The 18,304-nt window shown below is 44.3% G+C and carries 24 protein-coding genes; 3 read left to right on the top strand and 21 right to left on the bottom strand.

Going from position 1 to position 18,304, the window contains the following annotated elements:
* Positions 1–27: 27 nt before the first annotated feature.
* From atpE to spoIIR, 12 genes are all read right to left on the bottom strand, one after another.
* Entirely contained in the window at positions 28–240 is a 213-nt protein-coding gene (atpE, locus tag NYE53_RS18610; RefSeq protein ID WP_003151167.1) for a F0F1 ATP synthase subunit C, read from the bottom strand.
* A 45-nt stretch (positions 241–285) separates the two neighbouring features.
* On the bottom strand, positions 286–1,020 hold the full coding sequence (gene atpB / locus NYE53_RS18615; protein WP_003242621.1) for a F0F1 ATP synthase subunit A: 735 nt from the start codon (positions 1,018–1,020) through the stop codon (positions 286–288).
* Positions 1,021–1,027: 7 nt separating this feature from the next.
* Positions 1,028–1,411, bottom strand: a complete 384-nt coding sequence (gene atpI / locus NYE53_RS18620; protein ID WP_003243159.1) for an ATP synthase subunit I — start codon at positions 1,409–1,411, stop codon at positions 1,028–1,030.
* A 422-nt stretch (positions 1,412–1,833) separates the two neighbouring features.
* A complete protein-coding gene (gene upp / locus NYE53_RS18625; RefSeq protein WP_003227670.1) occupies positions 1,834–2,463 on the bottom strand; it encodes a uracil phosphoribosyltransferase in 630 nt (209 codons plus the stop codon).
* A gap of 134 nt (positions 2,464–2,597) precedes the next feature.
* Positions 2,598–3,845 (bottom strand): serine hydroxymethyltransferase, encoded by a 1,248-nt coding sequence (gene glyA / locus NYE53_RS18630; RefSeq protein WP_339246149.1) that lies wholly within the window; start codon positions 3,843–3,845, stop codon positions 2,598–2,600.
* A gap of 206 nt (positions 3,846–4,051) precedes the next feature.
* Positions 4,052–4,594 carry a TIGR01440 family protein gene (locus tag NYE53_RS18635; RefSeq protein ID WP_336155934.1) on the bottom strand — a complete coding sequence of 181 codons (543 nt, stop codon included), beginning with the start codon at positions 4,592–4,594 and terminating at the stop codon, positions 4,052–4,054.
* Positions 4,595–4,606: 12 nt separating this feature from the next.
* Positions 4,607–5,056, bottom strand: a complete 450-nt coding sequence (gene rpiB / locus NYE53_RS18640; protein WP_003221910.1) for a ribose 5-phosphate isomerase B — start codon at positions 5,054–5,056, stop codon at positions 4,607–4,609.
* 156 nt (positions 5,057–5,212) lie between these two features.
* Positions 5,213–5,665, bottom strand: a complete 453-nt coding sequence (gene prpB / locus NYE53_RS18645) for a protein arginine phosphatase PrpB (protein ID WP_014481190.1) — start codon at positions 5,663–5,665, stop codon at positions 5,213–5,215.
* Positions 5,666–5,740: 75 nt separating this feature from the next.
* Positions 5,741–6,298, bottom strand: a complete 558-nt coding sequence (locus NYE53_RS18650) for a manganese efflux pump MntP family protein (protein WP_003227661.1) — start codon at positions 6,296–6,298, stop codon at positions 5,741–5,743.
* Between the two features lie 78 nt (positions 6,299–6,376).
* Positions 6,377–7,417, bottom strand: coding sequence for an L-threonylcarbamoyladenylate synthase (locus NYE53_RS18655; RefSeq protein ID WP_339246151.1), 1,041 nt, complete (start codon positions 7,415–7,417; stop codon positions 6,377–6,379).
* A gap of 156 nt (positions 7,418–7,573) precedes the next feature.
* Positions 7,574–8,017 carry a hypothetical protein gene (locus NYE53_RS18660; protein WP_003244265.1) on the bottom strand — a complete coding sequence of 148 codons (444 nt, stop codon included), beginning with the start codon at positions 8,015–8,017 and terminating at the stop codon, positions 7,574–7,576.
* Positions 8,018–8,083: 66 nt separating this feature from the next.
* Positions 8,084–8,758 carry a stage II sporulation protein R gene (gene spoIIR, locus NYE53_RS18665; RefSeq protein WP_003227654.1) on the bottom strand — a complete coding sequence of 225 codons (675 nt, stop codon included), beginning with the start codon at positions 8,756–8,758 and terminating at the stop codon, positions 8,084–8,086.
* Between the two features lie 140 nt (positions 8,759–8,898).
* Here spoIIR and NYE53_RS18670 point away from each other — a divergent pair, with 140 nt between their 5' ends.
* The gene (locus tag NYE53_RS18670) at positions 8,899–9,261 is read left to right on the top strand and encodes a UPF0715 family protein (protein ID WP_014665730.1); all 363 of its coding nucleotides are present in this window, start codon (positions 8,899–8,901) and stop codon (positions 9,259–9,261) included.
* 16 nt (positions 9,262–9,277) lie between these two features.
* Here NYE53_RS18670 and NYE53_RS18675 read toward each other — a convergent pair whose 3' ends face one another.
* Genes NYE53_RS18675 through prfA form a run of 3 tightly spaced genes read right to left on the bottom strand, consistent with a single transcriptional unit; the run spans position 9,278 to position 11,563 of the window.
* On the bottom strand, positions 9,278–9,565 hold the full coding sequence (locus tag NYE53_RS18675) for a DUF5316 family protein (protein WP_326208744.1): 288 nt from the start codon (positions 9,563–9,565) through the stop codon (positions 9,278–9,280).
* 59 nt (positions 9,566–9,624) lie between these two features.
* Positions 9,625–10,491, bottom strand: a complete 867-nt coding sequence (gene prmC, locus NYE53_RS18680; RefSeq protein ID WP_041850424.1) for a peptide chain release factor N(5)-glutamine methyltransferase — start codon at positions 10,489–10,491, stop codon at positions 9,625–9,627.
* 1 nt (position 10,492) lies between these two features.
* Positions 10,493–11,563 carry a peptide chain release factor 1 gene (gene prfA, locus NYE53_RS18685; RefSeq protein WP_003227645.1) on the bottom strand — a complete coding sequence of 357 codons (1,071 nt, stop codon included), beginning with the start codon at positions 11,561–11,563 and terminating at the stop codon, positions 10,493–10,495.
* A 125-nt stretch (positions 11,564–11,688) separates the two neighbouring features.
* On the opposite strand from prfA, the gene NYE53_RS18690 reads away from it, so the two are divergent.
* Together NYE53_RS18690 and racA are read left to right on the top strand one after the other, a co-directional pair.
* The gene (locus NYE53_RS18690; protein ID WP_021480816.1) at positions 11,689–12,075 is read left to right on the top strand and encodes a VOC family protein; all 387 of its coding nucleotides are present in this window, start codon (positions 11,689–11,691) and stop codon (positions 12,073–12,075) included.
* Between the two features lie 121 nt (positions 12,076–12,196).
* Positions 12,197–12,751 (top strand): chromosome-anchoring protein RacA, encoded by a 555-nt coding sequence (gene racA, locus NYE53_RS18695; RefSeq protein ID WP_021480817.1) that lies wholly within the window; start codon positions 12,197–12,199, stop codon positions 12,749–12,751.
* Positions 12,752–12,784: 33 nt separating this feature from the next.
* Here racA and NYE53_RS18700 read toward each other — a convergent pair whose 3' ends face one another.
* The 6 genes from NYE53_RS18700 to NYE53_RS18725 all read right to left on the bottom strand — a co-directional run bounded on the left by NYE53_RS18700 (position 12,785) and on the right by NYE53_RS18725 (position 18,283).
* Positions 12,785–13,744, bottom strand: a complete 960-nt coding sequence (locus NYE53_RS18700; protein ID WP_003242497.1) for an AEC family transporter — start codon at positions 13,742–13,744, stop codon at positions 12,785–12,787.
* A gap of 81 nt (positions 13,745–13,825) precedes the next feature.
* The gene (malS, locus tag NYE53_RS18705; RefSeq protein WP_003244309.1) at positions 13,826–15,523 is read right to left on the bottom strand and encodes an oxaloacetate-decarboxylating malate dehydrogenase; all 1,698 of its coding nucleotides are present in this window, start codon (positions 15,521–15,523) and stop codon (positions 13,826–13,828) included.
* A 289-nt stretch (positions 15,524–15,812) separates the two neighbouring features.
* The gene (locus NYE53_RS18710; RefSeq protein WP_014478269.1) at positions 15,813–16,400 is read right to left on the bottom strand and encodes a thymidine kinase; all 588 of its coding nucleotides are present in this window, start codon (positions 16,398–16,400) and stop codon (positions 15,813–15,815) included.
* Between the two features lie 88 nt (positions 16,401–16,488).
* Positions 16,489–16,689, bottom strand: a complete 201-nt coding sequence (gene rpmE / locus NYE53_RS18715) for a 50S ribosomal protein L31 (protein WP_003151132.1) — start codon at positions 16,687–16,689, stop codon at positions 16,489–16,491.
* A gap of 118 nt (positions 16,690–16,807) precedes the next feature.
* Positions 16,808–18,091 carry a transcription termination factor Rho gene (gene rho / locus NYE53_RS18720; RefSeq protein WP_003221939.1) on the bottom strand — a complete coding sequence of 428 codons (1,284 nt, stop codon included), beginning with the start codon at positions 18,089–18,091 and terminating at the stop codon, positions 16,808–16,810.
* Positions 18,092–18,121: 30 nt separating this feature from the next.
* Entirely contained in the window at positions 18,122–18,283 is a 162-nt protein-coding gene (locus NYE53_RS18725) for a hypothetical protein (RefSeq protein WP_003227632.1), read from the bottom strand.
* Positions 18,284–18,304: the final 21 nt, after the last annotated feature.

Consider the following 18,304-nt stretch of genomic DNA (forward strand, 5'->3'; position numbering starts at 1 on the left):
TTTTTAGTTCATATAAGGCTTTTATGCTTAGCCAAAGAACGCTAAGAATGCGATAACGACAGCGATAATAGGAAGGGCTTCAACTAATGCGATACCCATGAACATAAGAGTTCTCAGTTCTTTACCTGCTTCCGGCTGACGGGCAATCCCCTCTACCGTACGTGAAACAATCAAACCGTTACCAATACCTGCACCAAGTGCGCCTAAACCAATTGCAATCGCAGCTGCTATTAAATTCATGAAAAAGTTCCTCCTTTAAAATGTTATCCGTTTGGATATAATGTTTTAATGATCATGACTGATTTTATGAGACATGTACACCATCGTCAGCATTGTAAAGATAAATGCCTGGATAGCACCAATAAATAAACTGAATGCTTGCCATGCCAGCATCGGCAGAATGGCACCGATTGTACCGACAAGACCGAGAGCCACGCTTTGTGAATAATGGCTTGTTGCTAATCCCGCAAGCAGGCCGAGAAGAATCTCACCGGCGAAGATGTTACCATACAGCCGCAAACCTAGAGTCAGCGTATTCGCAAACTCTTCGATGATTTTCATCGGGAGCATGAATGGAACAGGTCTTAAATAGTCTTTGGAATATTCCTTGAGCCCTTTCATCTTCACACCATAGTAGTGGGTTAAAGCAACAACCATCACGGCTAGCGTTAATGTAATGGCAGGATCGGCTGTCGGAGACTTCCACCAGAGCTCATGTCCGATTGTAATAGAGAACGGCAGCCCCAGCATATTCGACACAAATATGTACATCAGCAATGTGACACCAAGTGCCAAGAAGTTAGCCCCTGTTTTTAAATCCATTGTACTGCCAATAATATTGCGGACGAAATCAACAATCCATTCCATAAAGTTCTGGGCTTTTCCGGGACGGATCGAAAGCGTTCTTGTCGTCAATATAGCAATCAATAAAACAATCACACTCGCCACAGTAATCATCAGAATGTTTGTCAGATTAAAAGTAAGACCTAGAAATTCTATAGTTCTGTAACCATGATTCAAAGGGTTTTCACCTCTCTTCCATTGATGAACGTTTAAGCTGGATAAAGGAATCTATCATAATGACAGGGTATATTGTCATTAATCCAATAACTGTACTTGCCATATGAAAGTATTCGGGATTTTTATAGGCAACAGCCACAGCAAGAATCGCATTGCACCACCGCGCTGCGCTCCCGAGAGATCGTATGGACTTTCCCTTCTCAACAGCTCTGTCAAAAGCATTCATTCTTCTGACGAGCAGTAAAAAATTAAACAAACTGAAAACAGTTCCCAGAATAAGGCCTAAAAAAACGGTTTTATACGCTGTTAAACCATAACCCAGTACATACACTGCCAAAATGAACAATAAATATTTGCGTTGTCTGCTAAATGTAAGCTTGGGATCGTCCATCAATTATCTGTCTCCTGATGAAAAAATAATGTATAGCTTGGATACGGCAAAAATCAGCGGTTAACCCTTAGTAGAAGACCTTTTTTGACCGGCAAAACGGGCCTGTTCGAAAAAATCATTCATCCGCAAGCCTTGCAGGGATGCTGTTTCATTCGCTTAAATAAATCCTCATAATACGGGTTTGCTGAGAGGATTTACATTGAGGATGAGGACTATAATGAAAGCTATGAAAACCTTCTCATAATACCCTCGTTTAGCATACAATAGCCCCTAACATGTGTCAATCTGTTTAAAGTTAAAAAACTTTTTATACTTTACGTCTCCACAGAATGTTCACATTTTCACCTATAATTGTATACAGATTCACCGAATAGCAAAAAACTGGATAAAAAAATGAAACCCCCTTTTGGGGATTTCATTTTTTATTTTGTTCCAAACATGCGGTCACCCGCATCTCCGAGACCTGGAACAATATAACCTTTTTCATTTAATTTTTCATCTAGCGCTGCAATGTAAATATCAACGTCCGAATGATGCTTCTGCAATTCTTCCACACCCTCCGGCGCTGCTACAAGACACATGAAACGGATATTTTTCGCACCGCGTTTTTTAAGGCTGTGAATGGCTTCAACTGCGGAACCGCCTGTAGCGAGCATCGGGTCAACCACGATGAATTCACGCTCTTCCACATCAGAAGGAAGCTTGACATAGTATTCCACGGGTTTTAAGGTTTCTGGATCACGGTAAAGGCCGACATGTCCCACTTTTGCCGCAGGAATCAGCTTTAAAATGCCGTCAACCATTCCCAATCCTGCTCTGAGGATAGGAACCACTCCGAGTTTTTTCCCTGAGATGACTTTCGATTTCGCAGCCTGAACCGGTGTATTGATATCCACCTCTTCCAGAGGAAGATCGCGGGTAATTTCAAATGCCATGAGTGTAGCCACTTCATCTACTAACTCTCTAAAATCCTTCGTACCTGTATTTTCATTCCGTATATATGTCAGCTTGTGCTGAATTAAAGGATGATCAAATACATAAACCTTTCCCATACTGTGTTTCAGCTCCTTTTTTATTGTCCCATCAACAATTACACACTTCTATTGATTCTACAAAAAAAGACATTGAGTTTCAAGAACATCGTCAAAAAACCCGCCGGGCATAAGCCCCAGCGGGTTTTAGGATCTTAATAATCTAATTCTTTATATAAAGGAAATTTATCAGTCAGAGCAGCTACACGCTGTCTTGCTTCTTCAAGTTTTCCTTCATCTTCGTGGTTTTTCAATGCAAGCGCAATAATAGCACCGACTTCTTCTAATGCGTCTCCGTCAAAACCGCGGCTAGTTACAGCAGCTGTTCCAAGACGGATGCCGCTTGTTACGAAAGGTTTTTCAGGATCATATGGAATCGCGTTTTTGTTAGACGTAATACCGATTTCATCAAGTACATGCTCTGCAACCTTACCAGTCAGTCCGAGCGAACGAAGGTCAACAAGGATAAGGTGGTTGTCTGTTCCGCCTGAAACGAGCTTGATGCCTTCTTTCGTTAAGGCTTCAGCCAGACGTTTCGCGTTTGAAATGACGTTTTCTGCATATGTTTTGAAATCGTCCTGCAATACTTCACCGAATGAAACAGCTTTTGCGGCAATAACGTGCATCAGCGGGCCGCCTTGAATTCCAGGGAAGATCGATTTATCAATTTTCTTGCCAAACTCTTCACGGCAAAGGATCATACCGCCTCGAGGACCGCGAAGTGTTTTATGTGTTGTTGTTGTAACGAAATCAGCGTAAGGAACCGGGTTTGGATGAAGGCCTGCCGCAACAAGTCCTGCGATATGTGCCATATCCACCATGAAGTAAGCGCCGACTTCATCAGCAATTTCACGGAATTTCTTAAAGTCGATTGTACGAGGATACGCACTTGCTCCTGCTACGATAAGCTTCGGTTTATGAGCGAGGGCTTTTTCACGCACGTCATCGTAATCAATATATTGAGTTTCTTTATCTACGCCGTACTCAACAAAGTTATATTGAACACCGCTGAAGTTGACTGGGCTTCCGTGTGTTAAATGGCCGCCGTGGGAGAGGTTCATCCCAAGTACAGTATCGCCTTGCTCCAAAATCGTGAAGTACACTGCCATGTTTGCTTGTGCGCCTGAATGAGGCTGAACGTTTACATGCTCCGCTCCAAAGATTTCCTTCGCGCGGTCACGAGCGATATCTTCAACGACATCGACGTGCTCGCATCCGCCGTAGTAGCGTTTGCCCGGATATCCTTCTGCGTATTTATTTGTCAAAACAGATCCTTGTGCTTCCATAACCGCTTCACTTACAAAGTTCTCAGAAGCAATCAATTCGATCTTAGTCTGTTGGCGTTCACGCTCATTTTTAATGGCGTTAAACACTTGTTCGTCTTGCGCAGGTAAATGTTTCATCAGCGAGATCCTCTCCTATCCGTATCCTGTTCTTTGTTTTTACCATCACTATTGTACATGGTTTTTAAGGCCGATGTAAAAGATTATTTTTAAAAAATCTAAATTTTTATTGGTAAAAACGAATATTAATAACTTAAATTTAATTTAAAGTTCGGAATTTATTTCACTGTCTTAAAATAAAAGAAAAGACTGGCTATGCAGTCCTTTCATTCGCACTCATAAACCGCCCGCACTCCGCCGATTAGTTTCGGCCGTGTACGCGCCAATGTCACATGAGCTGAACCGAGGCTGTTTTGAGAGACACGCACAGGGACAGCCACCGGCTTCAGATGCATGCCGATAAACGTATCGCCTATATCAATCCCGGCGTCAGCCTGAATGGTTTCAACAAGAACAGGAGACTTCATCTGCTTAAACGCATAAGACGCCATCGCTCCGCCCGCTCTTGGAACGGGCACGGCAGAAACGGTTGGAAGCCTGAACAGCTTGGCTGTTTCTGCTTCGACGACAAGCGCTCTGTTTAAATGCTCGCAGCATTGAAACGCCAGATGGATTCCCGTTTTTTCCCGGAGCTCAGCAAGTCCGCTGTAGATGCTTTCAGCGATATCTACACTGCCCGATGTGCCGATCCGGCTGCCGGCCACTTCGCTCGTGCTGCATCCAAGGACGAAGAGCTGATCTTGTTTCAATTCCGCTTGGTCCTGAAACTCAGACAGCATCGTCTTCCACGTTTGTTTCAACTCATTCATTAAACAGCACCCCTACAGGTTTTTCTCTTCATAATCTGAGATTTTCCCAATACGCGTTTGGTGTCTTCCCCCGGTAAACTCAGTAGTCAGCCAGATTTTTGCGATTTCCCGAGCCAAACCAGGTCCGATCACCCGTTCACCCATCGCAAGGATGTTTGTGTCATTATGCTCCCTCGTCGCCTTCGCGCTGAAGGTATCGTGCGCCAGCGCGCAGCGAATCCCTTTTACTTTATTAGCGGAAATGCTCATGCCGATGCCTGTCCCGCAAATTAAAATGCCTCTGTCAACTTCGCCGCTAACCACTTTTTCGGCCACCGGAAAAGCATAATCCGGATAATCGACAGAGCCGCTGCCGCAGTCACAGCCCATATCAATATATTCAATTTGCAATTCGTCCATTAACTCTTTGATTTCATTTCGAATGTGAACGCCGCCATGATCCGATGCAATGGCTACTTTCATCTGCTTTTCCTCCCAGCGTGTGTGATGCGGCCCGCCCGCTTTATTGACCGCGCAGCCTGTCCGCTCTTTGATTCACACCATATGATGTGCTTTTCACTATATTCTACTCCTTCACGCAGGATTTGCAAATGACCTGTTTGCAGATTTTCTGACAACTTATCTGCGGTCTTTTTTCAGCTGTTTTGCCAGCTGCCGAAGAAGCTCTTCAAGCTCATCTCGCGTTTGTTTATAGATGTCAATTGAGCCGCCGAACGGATCGATGACATCACCATGGCTGCCTGTAACATATTCTTTTAACGTAAACACTTTATCACGATAACGTCCAAATTGGCTGGCAATGATCTGTTTGTGCTGATGGGTCATAGCCAGAACCAAATCAGCCGATTCCATAAGTTCTTCAGTTAATGGAGAAGACACATGATTAAGGGCAATGTGTTTTTCAAACAGCGCTTCGACTGCATGAGGCGTCGCTTTCCCATTAGGTGAAGCAAACACGCCTGCAGAGCGGACATTGACATTCAGCCCTTCCATTTCTGCAATTGATTTAAAAAGCGCCTCAGCCATTGGGCTGCGGCACGTATTTCCAGTACAGACAAAAATAATATCCATGTCAGTCACCCCTTATTTTTCTCTATTATATATGAAGAAAAAAGAAACGGCGACTTCGTTTCTTTTATTGGTATATTAAATTGGCAAAAGCAGCTTTAATCCAAACACGATTAATATGATGCCCCCGAGCGCTTCGCTGTATGTGCCAAGCCATGACTGCACTTGTTTTCCGACCAGCAGGCCCAGCCATGTCAACATCATGCTGAACAGCCCGAACAGGGTAATTGTGAGGAGCGGATGCGAGCCGTATATCCCCAAGCTCAAGCCGACGGAAAAGCTGTCAAGGCTGACGCCGATGGCAAACAGCAATAAGCCCGGCCCTGCCGGTGACATGAATCGTTCTTCTGACTGTTTAAAAGAGGCCATAAGCATTTGAACCCCAAGAACAAAAAGCAGCGCCCCACCGATATAAACCGCTAACACGCCGAGGAGCCCTGACAGCATGTTACCGGCCGCCATCCCTGCGAGAGGCATGATGACGTGAAAGAGGCCGATGATGAAACCAATATAGAATATCTGCTTCTTTCTAAGTTTGACCATTCCCATTCCAAGGCCGACAGAAAAAGCATCCATCCCTAAAGCAAACGCCATGATGCTTAATGTAATCAGTTCGCCTATAAACAAATCCGACATACATAAATAACCCCCTTGGACACGCCCCGCTTTTTTAGCCTATGCGTGTCCAAAAAGGGTTAGAACATCTGACTGCTTTCAGCGAATCACTCTTCCTCCGGCAGCTTTCATCAGCCTGTTCATAATAGCAAGACCGACACCTGTATCCGGAAAGGATTCCGCTATAATGAAATCCACCTGATTCTCATCAAAGCTGCGCAAAGCATCATACAGCCCTGCCGCAACAGTCTCAAGCTGAGCCCGTCTTCCGCAGCTCTTCACATAATCAGCGGAATAAACGCCCGCGTTTTCTTCTGTCGTCAGGACACCGACCCGTCTTCCGCCCTGTTGATATTCTTGAATGAGGTGCTGAATGCGCTCTGGGCTGCCTTCGCAAATGGCAAGAGGCGCTGTCGGCGCATAATGTGTATATTTCATCCCTGGAGAAATCGGCTTCTCGTTTTGGTCGCTGAGCCCTTTATCCACATGGATCGGCCCGATCACCGCTTCAATTTGTTCCTTCGTAATGCCGCCAGGACGCAAGAGAACAGGGATGTCGTCCGCACATGAAAGCACGGTTGATTCGACCCCGATTCCGGTAGGGCCTCCATCCATAATACCGGCTATGCGGCCATCCAAGTCGTGAGCCACATGCTCTGCTTTTGTGGGACTTGGCTTGCCTGATAGATTGGCGCTCGGTGCTGCAATCGGCAGTCCCGATTCGCGAATCAATGCAAGGGCAAGCGGATGATCCGGCATTCTAATGGCAACCGTTTCAAGACCTGCCGTTACACGAGGTGAAAGCGCATCAGGTTTGCAAGGCAGAATGAGCGTAAGTGCTCCCGGCCAAAACCGTTTCATCAATGTTTTCGCCTTTTCCGGCGCCGGGCCCGTTAAATCCTCAAGCTGGCTGATATCCGCAATGTGGACAATCAGGGGATTATCGCTCGGCCGCCCTTTCGCCTCATATATTTTTTTGACGGCATCCGTATTTTTTGCGTTTGCGCCTAGGCCATATACTGTTTCTGTCGGAAAGGCAACGACCTCATTTTCTCGGAGCAAAGCGGCTGCTTGTGCAATTTGTGGATCATTTGTGGATAACTCGTCAGTTACATCCACAAACCATCTTTTCGTTTTCATTTCTGACCAAACTCCTTATTCACAACAATAAAACGATTGTTTTACGCGTGTAATCCTTTTGAAAGTATAAAAGATGTCCTGTAATAAAACAAGCGTTATCCACAAATTGTGGACAACGCTAATAAAGAAGTGGATAAGTATGTGTATAAACTGCACTTACCCAGACGCTTTTTTCATCAAAACGGCTCCTTCTGTTTGCCGCGATTCACAGAAGTGATCAGAAGAAAACAGCTCTTCCGGTACACTCTCAGCTCTTTCAAAACCCATGGCCGTCAGAAAGTCCGCAGAGGAATGCTGATTTGCTACTAGGTACACGGTTTTGATCTGATGCTTTTCGCACAGCACCTCCATGCTTTGAAAAAGCGTGACAATGTGGCCTTGGTGAAGCTTGTCCGATATGACAAGTGATCGCAGCAGCCCCTGGTCACAGCTTATTTTTTCAATACCGAGGCATCCGGCAATGTTTTTCTCACTGTCCTCCAGCATAAGAAATTGAGTGAAGCCTTCTTTCACGCCTTCATAGCTGGTTTTTGCCTGTTTTAAAAATGCCTCGAGCACATCTCCGTCTTTTTCCCTTGCCACCCGCAGTTGATAAAACATCCGTTCACCCCGTTTTTGCGTTCTTTCTTCCAATCTATGAGGCAAATCTATTTTTAGACCAGATGATTAGGAAAAAAGGTCGGAAATCCATTCGACTAAAAAGAATTTCACTTCTGTGCCGTCTTCTTTTTCTTCGTTCTCTTCTTTTTTTGCTTTTTCCGCTTTAGCGGTTACGTCCTCAAGCACTTTTTCAGTCTGCTTTTTTGAGGCTTCTTTATCTTCTTGTTCTTTGACGGCTTCCCCGTTAGAAAAATCGAGAAAGCAAAGGGGCGGGAACAGCACACACCACCAGTTGGCGCCGTCTCCGTTTCCAAGCGTAATCAAAATCGCTTCATACTCACCGGCAGGATATACCATGTTGCCGTAAAGCTTTGTCGGAAACGAGATTTTGTCAAAATCAACGGATATCGACTGATTCGCTCCTTCTTTCTCCATTGTTTCCTTTGCAATTGCTTTGATTTCAGGCAGCTTTGAACGAATCACGCGACGCGCTTCTTCAATAGAAGTAATATCCTTTACCCAAGTTGTGATTTCTTTATTCACCGCGTCTCTTATATGACGTTTTAATTGCTGGTCTTGATCACTATCGCTGTTTGCCAATATTCTCAAACGAATCGCCTGATCCGGTATGACCACCGGCTGATTTTCCGATTTTTGTGCCGTCTCTTCTTTTGCCAGCCCTACGAGCGCTCCAGATAATAAAAGAAAGATATATATACAAATGATTACTGTTTTTTTCATCGGTCCCCACCGTTCCTCTCCGTGCTTTGTTTCTAGCCCTATTATGGACAAGGAGAGCCGGGGGTAAACGTGCAGGGTGAAAAAAATCTAGCAAGCTGTTAATCTTATTTATGGTACGATAGTGTTTTAGGAGGTTTAAGATGAAATACAATTATACAGTGCTGTTATCAGCATTCACGATGTCCGTTCTTTATTCAGTAATTTATATTCATTCATTTATCATTGCCGCTCTCATCACAATGGCATTTTATTTTCTGTTTCCTTATTTGATCTTCGCACTGCCGCTTCAAATCATGATGAATAAAAAGCCGAAACGGTTCAGCCCTTTGTATCTGCTGTATTACCTTGTCGCTGCTTTTATTGCCAACGCGATCATTTTCGGCGTGCTTCAGCCTTCGGGACAATCTTTGTTTCAAAATACAGCCTTCTATCTTTTCGCTGTATTAACAGCTCTTATCTATTGGATATGGGACTCTGTTTTACTGCAAAAAAAGGAAGCCTAAGAGGCTTCCTTTTTTATTAAAACAAAATCGTCAGCAAATAACATAGAATGGAAGGTATCGCCGCAACAAAGAAAGCGGCCGCCATTTTCATGCGAGATGTACGGCCTTCTTTGGTTTCTGAATGGTAGTTTGCCCGCTGATCGCTTCCGCTTACAGCCAAACCCGATGTAATGATCGCGAGCCCCACTAAAACGAGAGACGCAACGCCAAAAATCGCTTCATATGAAAGAACCTGCGGAAAAATGGTGCCAATCATGCTCTCAATCGCAATGAGCAGGATTCCTGCTGTCAGGGCCTTTTTCATGTTTACATCCCCTTTGCTGGTGTTAAACAGCTTGATCCATTCACTCGCCAGCAAGCTGCTTATTTATTTTTATGAATCAGAGCGCATATGGTTCTGTCTTTTCCATTAATATCTTTCAGCACTTCCACTTCCGCCCCCTTAAACGCCTTGAGGATCAGGTCTTTGACCGCCGCTCCCTGTTTCCACCCGATTTCAAAAACGACAAATACTTTATCCTTCATGACAAGCGGAATGTCTTCCATAAACCGCTTATAAAATTTCAGCCCATCTCCGCCATCGGTGAGCGCGTGCAGCGGCTCATGAAAACGGACAATTTCCGATAGATCAGCCATTTCTTCCTCTGAAATATATGGCGGGTTTGAGACAATGATATCCGCTTTTTTTCCCGCCTTAATAAAAGGCTCAAGCAGATCGCCCTGATAAAAGCGCACATTTGCTCCGAGTTTTTCTGCATTGGCAGAGGCGACTTGCAGCGCCTCTTTCGAAATATCGACCGCCGACACAGAAAAGTTTTGGTTTTCAAGCGCAAGCGTGACGGCTATTGCGCCGCTCCCTGTACCAACGTCAACAACTTCGAGCTTGCCGTCTTCAGAAAAGACACTCCGATATTTTTCAAGCAAATGAAAGACAACTTCTTCAGTTTCCGGCCGCGGGATCAGCACATCATCATTCACCATAAATTCCCGTCCATAAAAAAACTCTTTTCCTATAATGTATTGAACCGGCACGCCCTCTTTATGCATCTCAACGTGACGCTTAAAGCGATACAGCTCGTCTTCACCAATCGGTTCCTGTAAGCTTGCGAGCAGTTTGCTTCTCTCCATTCCGGTATCATAAAGCAATAGGAGCTCGGCAGCATTTTCTTCTCTTCCCGCTTCGGTTAAATAAGAAGAAGCCCATTTCAGGGCTTCGAATATCGTCTTCATCTTAACCTTCCGACTGCTGAAGCTTGCTTGCCTGATCTTCAACAATCAGCGCTTCAACCACTTCGTCAAGTTTTCCTTCAAGAATCTGATCAAGCTTTTGAATCGTCAAACCGATTCTGTGATCCGTCACACGGTTTTGCGGGAAGTTGTATGTGCGGATACGTTCAGAGCGGTCACCAGATCCGACTGCTGATTTCCGTGTTTGATCATATTCAGCCTGGGCTTCCTGCTGAAATTTATCATAGATTCTGGCACGGAGAACCTTCATTGCTTTTTCTTTGTTCTTAATTTGAGATTTTTCATCCTGGCATGATACAACTACACCTGTCGGCAAGTGAGTCAGACGAACCGCAGACATTGTTGTGTTAACGCTTTGTCCGCCCGGTCCGCTTGAAGCAAACGTATCGACACGGATATCCTTCTCATGGATGTCAACCTCTACCTCTTCTGCCTCAGGAAGACATGCTACTGTTGCAGTGGATGTATGGATACGGCCGCCTGATTCTGTTTCCGGAACACGCTGCACGCGGTGGGCGCCGTTTTCATATTTAAGTTTAGAATACGCGCCGCTTCCCGTAATCATAAAGATGATCTCTTTGTAGCCGCCCGTTCCGGTTACATTCGCTTCCATGACCTCTGTTTTCCAGCCTTGAAGCTCAGCATAACGGGAATACATTCTGTACAGGTTTCCCGCGAATAAAGCGGCTTCCTCGCCTCCCGCGGCTCCGCGGATCTCCATAATAACGTTTTTATCATCATTAGGATCTTTCGGGATCAGGAGCACTTTCAGCCGTTCTGACAGTGTTTCCGTTTCCTTCTGAAGTTCAGAAATCTCTTCCTTCACCATGTCGCGCATCTCAGCATCCAGCTTCTCTTCAAGCATCGCTTTTGCATCAGCCAGCTGTTCTGACGCATCTCTGTATTGTCTATATACGTCAACTGTTTCTTGTATATCAGATTGCTCTTTTGAATATTCTCTTAGCTTTTTCGGATCGTTGACTACTTCTGGATCGCTCAAAAGCTCATTTAATTTCTCGTATCGTTCTTCAATTGATTTTAAACGGTCTAACACGGTCTTCACCTCTGTTTTCCTGTGCGTAACATTCTCATTATAGTATAGTGATTAACCCCAGTCAAAAGCATTTCAATCCCAGCTGGAAAAGCTCCCTCTGCTATACTGGAATTCGAGGAGGGATGATGTTGCTGAAATCCATACATCATATTGCAATCATATGTTCAGATTACGAAAAGTCGAAAGCTTTCTACGTACATAAGCTTGGTTTTCAGGTGATTCAAGAAACGTACCGCGAAGAGCGCGGCTCCTATAAGCTTGATTTGTCGCTTAACGGCTCGTATGTCATTGAGCTGTTCTCGTTTCCCGATCCGCCCGAACGACAAACCCGGCCTGAAGCCGCAGGCCTGCGCCACCTCGCCTTTACAGTCAGCAGCTTGGATAAGGCGGTTCAGGAGCTTCATGAAAAAGGAATCGAAACAGAGCCAATCAGAACAGACCCGCTGACCGGCAAACGTTTCACCTTCTTTTTTGATCCTGACCAGCTTCCATTAGAACTGTATGAACAATAACAGTTTTTGAAGAAAAAAAGGAGATACCCACTTTCTTTGCCGAATCTTTTCTTGTTTTGTCTAACGGGAAGGGAACCGCATTCTATGGTCGAATACCTAGCTTAAAAGGAGGTATGGGATCATGAATACAAATATGGTAGCAAGTGAACTCGGCGTCTCCGCAAAAACGGTGCAGCGGTGGGTGAAGCAGCTGAATCTTCCGGCCGAACGCAATGAGCTCGGACACTATTCGTTCACGGCAGAAGACGTGAAGGTTCTAAAATCCGTTCAAAAACAAATCTCTGAAGGCACGGCGATTCAGGATATTCATCTGCCGAAAAGCGCTAAAAAGCGCACAGGCTTCCTTGTCCAAAAAACAAATAGCGACACAGAACGAAGAATCGAGCAGCTTGAACAAAAGCTGGACACCCTTTTACAGCAAAGGCAGGACGAAAGTGAATTGATGGCAAGAATGTCGGAACTGGAACGCCAGCTGAAACAAAAAGCCGATGAAGGTGTATCTTACCAGCTGCTTCAGCACCGCAGAGAAATCGATGATATTCTTGCAGATCTGCAATCACTGACCTCACAAATGAAAGAATTCACCGCTCAGCCGATCCCCGAGACTGCTGCTGCTTCTGAAAAAACCAAAACGAGAAAAAAACCGCTGCTGTCACTGTTCAAATTTCAAACCTAAAGCAAAAAGCTCCCGTAAAGGGAGCTTTTTTTGTTACGCAGTAAGCGCGATAATGATTGGAAGTGAAATCAATGACAGAATCGCACTGACCACAAACGCAGTTGCAGTTTCTTCTTCTTGTTTCTCGAAACGAGTCGCAATCATGGCTGCAACGGCAGAACCAGGGAATGCAACAAGAAGAATTGCTTTTGTTGTTTGGTCAGCTGGAAGTCCGATAGCAAGAGCAATCAAGAACATTAATGCAGGCTGAACCGCAACTTTTAGTAACGCAATACCGATAGCCGGCATACTGAGTTTAATTTTACGAATACCAACGGTAACACCGACAGCAAAGAGAGCAACACCAGATGTTGTGCTTCCAAGCTGATCAAGCATTTTAACACCCAGCTCAGGAAGAGTGAAATTGAAAACCAGCACTAAAATCATACTGATTAACGGAGCAGCTGCAAGCGGCTCACAAAGACCATGCAGGATTGATTTTCCTGTCATCTTCCAGAAGCTGTCGCCACTCTCTTCGTTTTTCTTAGAAGACTCACCAACAGTAGCGATAATGATCGCGAGCGGATCAAGAATCGCGTTAACCACGATACCTGTGACCGCGATCGGAATCGCAACTTCATTCGCTCCGAATAAGCTTCCCAATACCGGGATACCCATAAATGCGAATGTCGGCTGTGCAGAGTTCAAAGAAAATACAGATGAGTTCGTTAAATCATACTTGAAAATAAATCTGCAAACCAAAAGAATGATGATATAGAAACCAACAATCCCAATAATTAAAGAAATCATTAAAGGTACTTGTGATAAAAATTCACTTCTGGAAGTTGTCAAAATACCAGCGATAAAGTGAGCTGGAAGTGCGTATTTCGTTACTAACGTACTTACCCCTTTTGCCGACTTGGCATCATAACTTCCAAAATGTCCTGCAAACCAACCCAGCACGATAACAAAGAAGATCGGCGCCAGGAGGATTAAGATATCTAAGATGCTCAAAATATTCTCCTCCAAATCCTATGTCCGTATACTTTAGCTTTACAAAAAGCTTTCCCTCGGACAGAAAAATTTACTCGCTAATTATTTCGCGATGACTTTTTTGTATTCAGGTGTCCACATTGCATCAAGTACCGCTTGTTTCACATCTTCAGGTTGACGATTTGCCACGCCGTCTTTAATTGCTGCTTCAGCAACGGCAATCGCAACTTGGATAGAAACCTCTTGAAGCTTATCAATGCTTGGAAGCAATCCTGCTCCAGGTGTTTCAAGATCAACCATTTCAGCAATCGCATCAGCAGTTGCAGCAAACATAGCAGGTGTAATGATACGCGCTTCAGCTACAATTGAACCAAGTCCAAGACCAGGGAACGCGAATGCGTTATTAGATTGTCCGATTTCATAAGAAACACCGTTGTATTCTACATTGTCAAATGGGCTTCCTGTTGCAATAAGCACTTTTCCGTCAGTCCATTTGAACAGATCTTCAGGAACAGCTTCAGCAAGGTGAGTCGGGTTAGACATCGGCATGATAACCGGACGGTCTACGTGAGATGCCATTTCTTTTACAATTTCCTCTGTGAATGCACCTGAAACCCCTGAAGTACCAATCAAGATCGTTGGTTTCGCTTGACGAACCACTTCATCGAATGGAATTTGACCTTTTTCATCGCGCTTCCAGTCTTTCACTTCATCCGCATTGCGAAGGTAAGGTTTTTGGAAATCAAGGATGCCTTCGATGTCTTCAGTCAGCAAGCCTCTGTAATCAAGTGTGTAGAAACGTTTGTTAGCTTCTTCTTCAGATAATCCGGCTAGCACCATTGTGTCACGGATTTGGTCAGCAATACCGATACCAGCAGAACCAGCACCGAAGATAACAACACGCTGATCTTTAATAGAAGCGCCGGTTTTCTTCATAGCGGCAAGCACACCTGCAAGTGTAATCGCTCCAGTACCTTGAATATCATCATTAAATGTCAGGATTTCATGATTGTATTTTTTCATGATGTTGCGTGCATTTTTGTTGCCAAGGTCTTCCCAGTGAAGAAGCGCTTTAGGGAAGAATTTCAATGCAGCTTTTACATAAGCGTCAATGAAAGCTTCGTAGCGTTCACCTTGAACACGTTCATGCTTGTTACCAATATATAAAGGATCGTTTAGAAGTTTTTCGTTGTTCGTACCGACATCAAGCACAACCGGGATAACACGGCTAGGGTCAATACCAGCTGCAGCAGTGTAAACAGCCAATTTACCGATTGCGATATTAATACCGCCTACACCCCAGTCACCGATACCGAGAATGCTTTCGGAGTCAGTAGCAACGATAAGATCAATATCGCCTGCTGTCGCATGAAGGTTTTCAAACGCTTTTTCAATACCGTCAATGTTATCGATTGACAAGTAGATTCCTTGAGGTCTTCTATATTCATGGCTGTATTCCTGAATCGCTTCACCAACTGTTGGCGTGTACACAACAGGAAGCATTTCGCGAAGATGGTTTTTCAGCAATTTATAGAAAAGAACTTCGTTACGGTTTGCAAGATCACTTAAGTAAACATTTTGACGAAGGCGGTCAGGCTGCGCTTGGAACTGCTCGTACGCGCGTTGTGCTTGTTGATCAAGAGATAGTACAGTTGGCGGGAGAAGCCCTTCTAAGCCAAGTTCTTGTCTTTCTTCTAGTGAAAAAGCAACGCCTTTATTTAAAGTAGGAATAGATAAAACTTCTTTTCCTCTAAGAGTTGTTTCTAAGTGGCCTTCTTTGGTTTTTTTTATGTTATTCAAGCAAATCTCCTTCTTTCTTGAAATAGTTAACCAAGTTAAGTAATAACCCATCTAAAATATGACCGATCATGATCTTTATGCGACTTTGTGACAATTATTCGAACAATGTCTCAAAACTATTTACATTACGTAAGCTATTGTATGCCTGTCAAAATCAAAATTCAAGGGAAGAAAATTACTTAATTTTTTAATATACTTATTTAAATTTTTTAATTGAATATTATCAGAATATAAAAAAAACACCGGTGTTTTTAGCCGGTGCATTCTATCTTTATACCCATGTTTTGGACTATTTTTTAGATTTTCCTGGGACTTCGTGATGATGTCTGCATCTTGCTTCATATGATTCAGATGCACCAACCAAAATGACCGGATCATCGTAAGAAGCAGGTTTGCCGTCAATGAGGCGCTGTGTTCTGCTCGCCGGTGATCCGCAAACAGAACAGACGGCTTGCAGCTTTGTCACACTTTCCGCAATCGCCATGATATTCGGGACGACACCGAACGGCTCTCCCCTAAAATCCATATCAAGGCCTGCTGCTATCACACGGTAGCCTTTATCGGCAAGAGATGATAAAACCTCAACAATTTCCTGATCAAAAAACTGCACTTCATCAACCGCAATCACATCTGTACTTTCACTGATGTGATCCCAAATGTCCGCAGCAGACGAAATGGCATAGCTCGTCATCGATGTTCCATTATGGGAGACAACAGCAGCTTCGCTGTATCGGTTATCAATTACAGGCTTAAATACCCTGACTTCCTGCTTGGCATAAGTTGCTCTCTTCACTCTTCTGATCAGCTCTTCAGATTTCCCCGAGAACATGCTGCCGCAAATCAGCTCAAGCCACCCGCTTTGTTTCATTATGTACATAGGCTTCGCTCCCCTCTCTCTGCCAGCTGTGTTTTAGACAATATAAAAAACAGGCAAGACTGCTGCTTGCCTGTTGAGAAATCTATTATTACTTAAGACCGTATTTTTTGTTAAAGCGATCAACACGACCATCAGCAGAAGCGAATTTTTGACGGCCAGTGTAGAATGGGTGGCATTCAGAGCAAATCTCAACGCGTACCTCTTCTTTTACTGAGCCTGTTTCAAATTCATTTCCGCAAGCGCATTTAACTGTTGCTTTTTTGAAATTAGGATGAATTCCTGCTTTCATTGTATCCATCTCCTTCCGCCCTGAATCCCGTGTGGAAACAGAGTTATTATTTCGGAGCATTGTCCGAAACGCATATGAGAAAATTATATCAGTGATTTACTTCTTTTGCAAATACAATTTACCTTCTTGCAGATGATAGATTTGCCTGTTTCCATTCTTGATTGAGAATATCGAAAAATTCCTGGTTTGTTTTGGTTTTTTTCATTTTTCTCATGAACTTTTCTGCGAAATCAGGTGAATCAGACATCGTTTTGCGGATAGACCATAAACGATCAAGATGCTCTTTAGGCACAAGCAGCTCTTCTTTGCGCGTTCCTGAACGGCGGATATCGATGGCAGGGAAGATGCGGCGCTCGGCAAGAGAGCGGTCAAGATGGAGCTCCATGTTGCCTGTTCCCTTGAATTCTTCATAAATGACATCATCCATACGTGATCCAGTATCGACCAGAGCCGTAGCAAGAATGGTTAAGCTGCCGCCCTCTTCGATATTTCTCGCAGCTCCGAAGAAGCGTTTCGGACGGTGGAACGCCGCTGGGTCAATCCCCCCGGAAAGCGTTCTTCCGCTCGGCGGAATCACTAAGTTGTAGGCACGGGCAAGCCGTGTGATGCTGTCCATCAGGATAATGACGTCTTTTTTGTGTTCCACGAGACGCATCGCACGTTCAAGCACAAGCTCGGCCACTTTGATATGGTTTTCCGGCACTTCATCAAACGTTGAGCTGACGACATCCCCAGCTACAGAGCGCTCGATATCGGTTACTTCCTCAGGTCTCTCGTCAATTAAAAGCACGATCAGCTCTGCTTCAGGCTGGTTCGCTGTAATGCTGTTGGCAATTTCCTTCAGCAGCATCGTTTTTCCGGCTTTCGGCGGCGCAACAATCAATCCGCGCTGCCCAAATCCAACCGGCGCCATCATGTCCATAATTCTTGTAGACAAGAAGTTCGGCTTTGTTTCAAGCACCATTTGACGATCCGGATAAAGTGGCGTAAGAGCCGGGAAATGCACACGCTCTTTTGCAGATTCGGGATCATCCCCATTTACTGCTTCAACGTGCAAAAGTCCATAGTAACGCTCATTTTCTTTTGGCGGGCGAACCTTGCCAGATACTTTGTCTCCGTTCCGCAAATCGAAACGGCGGATTTGTGAAGCTGAGATGTAAATGTCTTCTGAGCTTGGAGAGTAGTTGATCGGTCTCAGGAATCCGAAACCTTCAGACTGGATGATCTCGAGAACGCCTTCCATAAACAGCAGATCTTCCTGTTCTGCATTCGCTTTCAGAATGGCGAAAATGAGTTCTTTTTTTGTCAGTTTGCTGTAATAGGAGATTTTATAATGTCTTGCAAGTTCATAAAGCTCTTTCAATTTCATATTTTCCAAAGAGGAAATAGATACGTCTTTCATAAAAACACCACGCTTTTCATAGTCAATATCTTACTCTGAACATGTCATCTGCTGCTTTTGCACAACATCCGCCAAAGCACATTCTTTTTTTAACATAAAGGAACTTCTATCGGTAACACTTCCACCCATGATCGGCGCTTTTGTTAAAAGGATTGTCTTAATGAGTTTTGAAGGAAGCGAGGACAAAAACATGAGAAGATCAATACTTATATC

Origin of the sequence: Bacillus sp. FSL R5-0523, assembly GCF_037975295.1 — a bacterium.
GTDB lineage: Bacteria > Bacillota > Bacilli > Bacillales > Bacillaceae > Bacillus > Bacillus subtilis.

What these genes read in the sequence shown, in the direction of transcription:
- atpE (WP_003151167.1), bottom strand. Translation starts at nt 240, where the DNA reads ATGAATTTAATAGCAGCTGCGATTGCAATTGGTTTAGGCGCACTTGGT.
- atpI (WP_003243159.1), bottom strand. Translation starts at nt 1,411, where the DNA reads ATGGACGATCCCAAGCTTACATTTAGCAGACAACGCAAATATTTATTG.
- upp (WP_003227670.1), bottom strand. Translation starts at nt 2,463, where the DNA reads ATGGGAAAGGTTTATGTATTTGATCATCCTTTAATTCAGCACAAGCTG.
- glyA (WP_339246149.1), bottom strand. Translation starts at nt 3,845, where the DNA reads ATGAAACATTTACCTGCGCAAGACGAACAAGTGTTTAACGCCATTAAA.
- NYE53_RS18635 (WP_336155934.1), bottom strand. Translation starts at nt 4,594, where the DNA reads ATGAATGAGTTGAAACAAACGTGGAAGACGATGCTGTCTGAGTTTCAG.
- rpiB (WP_003221910.1), bottom strand. Translation starts at nt 5,056, where the DNA reads ATGAAAGTAGCCATTGCATCGGATCATGGCGGCGTTCACATTCGAAAT.
- prpB (WP_014481190.1), bottom strand. Translation starts at nt 5,665, where the DNA reads ATGGATATTATTTTTGTCTGTACTGGAAATACGTGCCGCAGCCCAATG.
- NYE53_RS18650 (WP_003227661.1), bottom strand. Translation starts at nt 6,298, where the DNA reads ATGTCGGATTTGTTTATAGGCGAACTGATTACATTAAGCATCATGGCG.
- NYE53_RS18655 (WP_339246151.1), bottom strand. Translation starts at nt 7,417, where the DNA reads ATGAAAACGAAAAGATGGTTTGTGGATGTAACTGACGAGTTATCCACA.
- NYE53_RS18660 (WP_003244265.1), bottom strand. Translation starts at nt 8,017, where the DNA reads ATGTTTTATCAACTGCGGGTGGCAAGGGAAAAAGACGGAGATGTGCTC.
- spoIIR (WP_003227654.1), bottom strand. Translation starts at nt 8,758, where the DNA reads ATGAAAAAAACAGTAATCATTTGTATATATATCTTTCTTTTATTATCT.
- NYE53_RS18670 (WP_014665730.1), top strand. Translation starts at nt 8,899, where the DNA reads ATGAAATACAATTATACAGTGCTGTTATCAGCATTCACGATGTCCGTT.
- NYE53_RS18675 (WP_326208744.1), bottom strand. Translation starts at nt 9,565, where the DNA reads ATGAAAAAGGCCCTGACAGCAGGAATCCTGCTCATTGCGATTGAGAGC.
- prmC (WP_041850424.1), bottom strand. Translation starts at nt 10,491, where the DNA reads ATGAAGACGATATTCGAAGCCCTGAAATGGGCTTCTTCTTATTTAACC.
- NYE53_RS18690 (WP_021480816.1), top strand. Translation starts at nt 11,689, where the DNA reads ATGTTGCTGAAATCCATACATCATATTGCAATCATATGTTCAGATTAC.
- racA (WP_021480817.1), top strand. Translation starts at nt 12,197, where the DNA reads ATGAATACAAATATGGTAGCAAGTGAACTCGGCGTCTCCGCAAAAACG.
- NYE53_RS18710 (WP_014478269.1), bottom strand. Translation starts at nt 16,400, where the DNA reads ATGTACATAATGAAACAAAGCGGGTGGCTTGAGCTGATTTGCGGCAGC.
- rpmE (WP_003151132.1), bottom strand. Translation starts at nt 16,689, where the DNA reads ATGAAAGCAGGAATTCATCCTAATTTCAAAAAAGCAACAGTTAAATGC.
- rho (WP_003221939.1), bottom strand. Translation starts at nt 18,091, where the DNA reads ATGAAAGACGTATCTATTTCCTCTTTGGAAAATATGAAATTGAAAGAG.
- NYE53_RS18725 (WP_003227632.1), bottom strand. Translation starts at nt 18,283, where the DNA reads ATGTTTTTGTCCTCGCTTCCTTCAAAACTCATTAAGACAATCCTTTTA.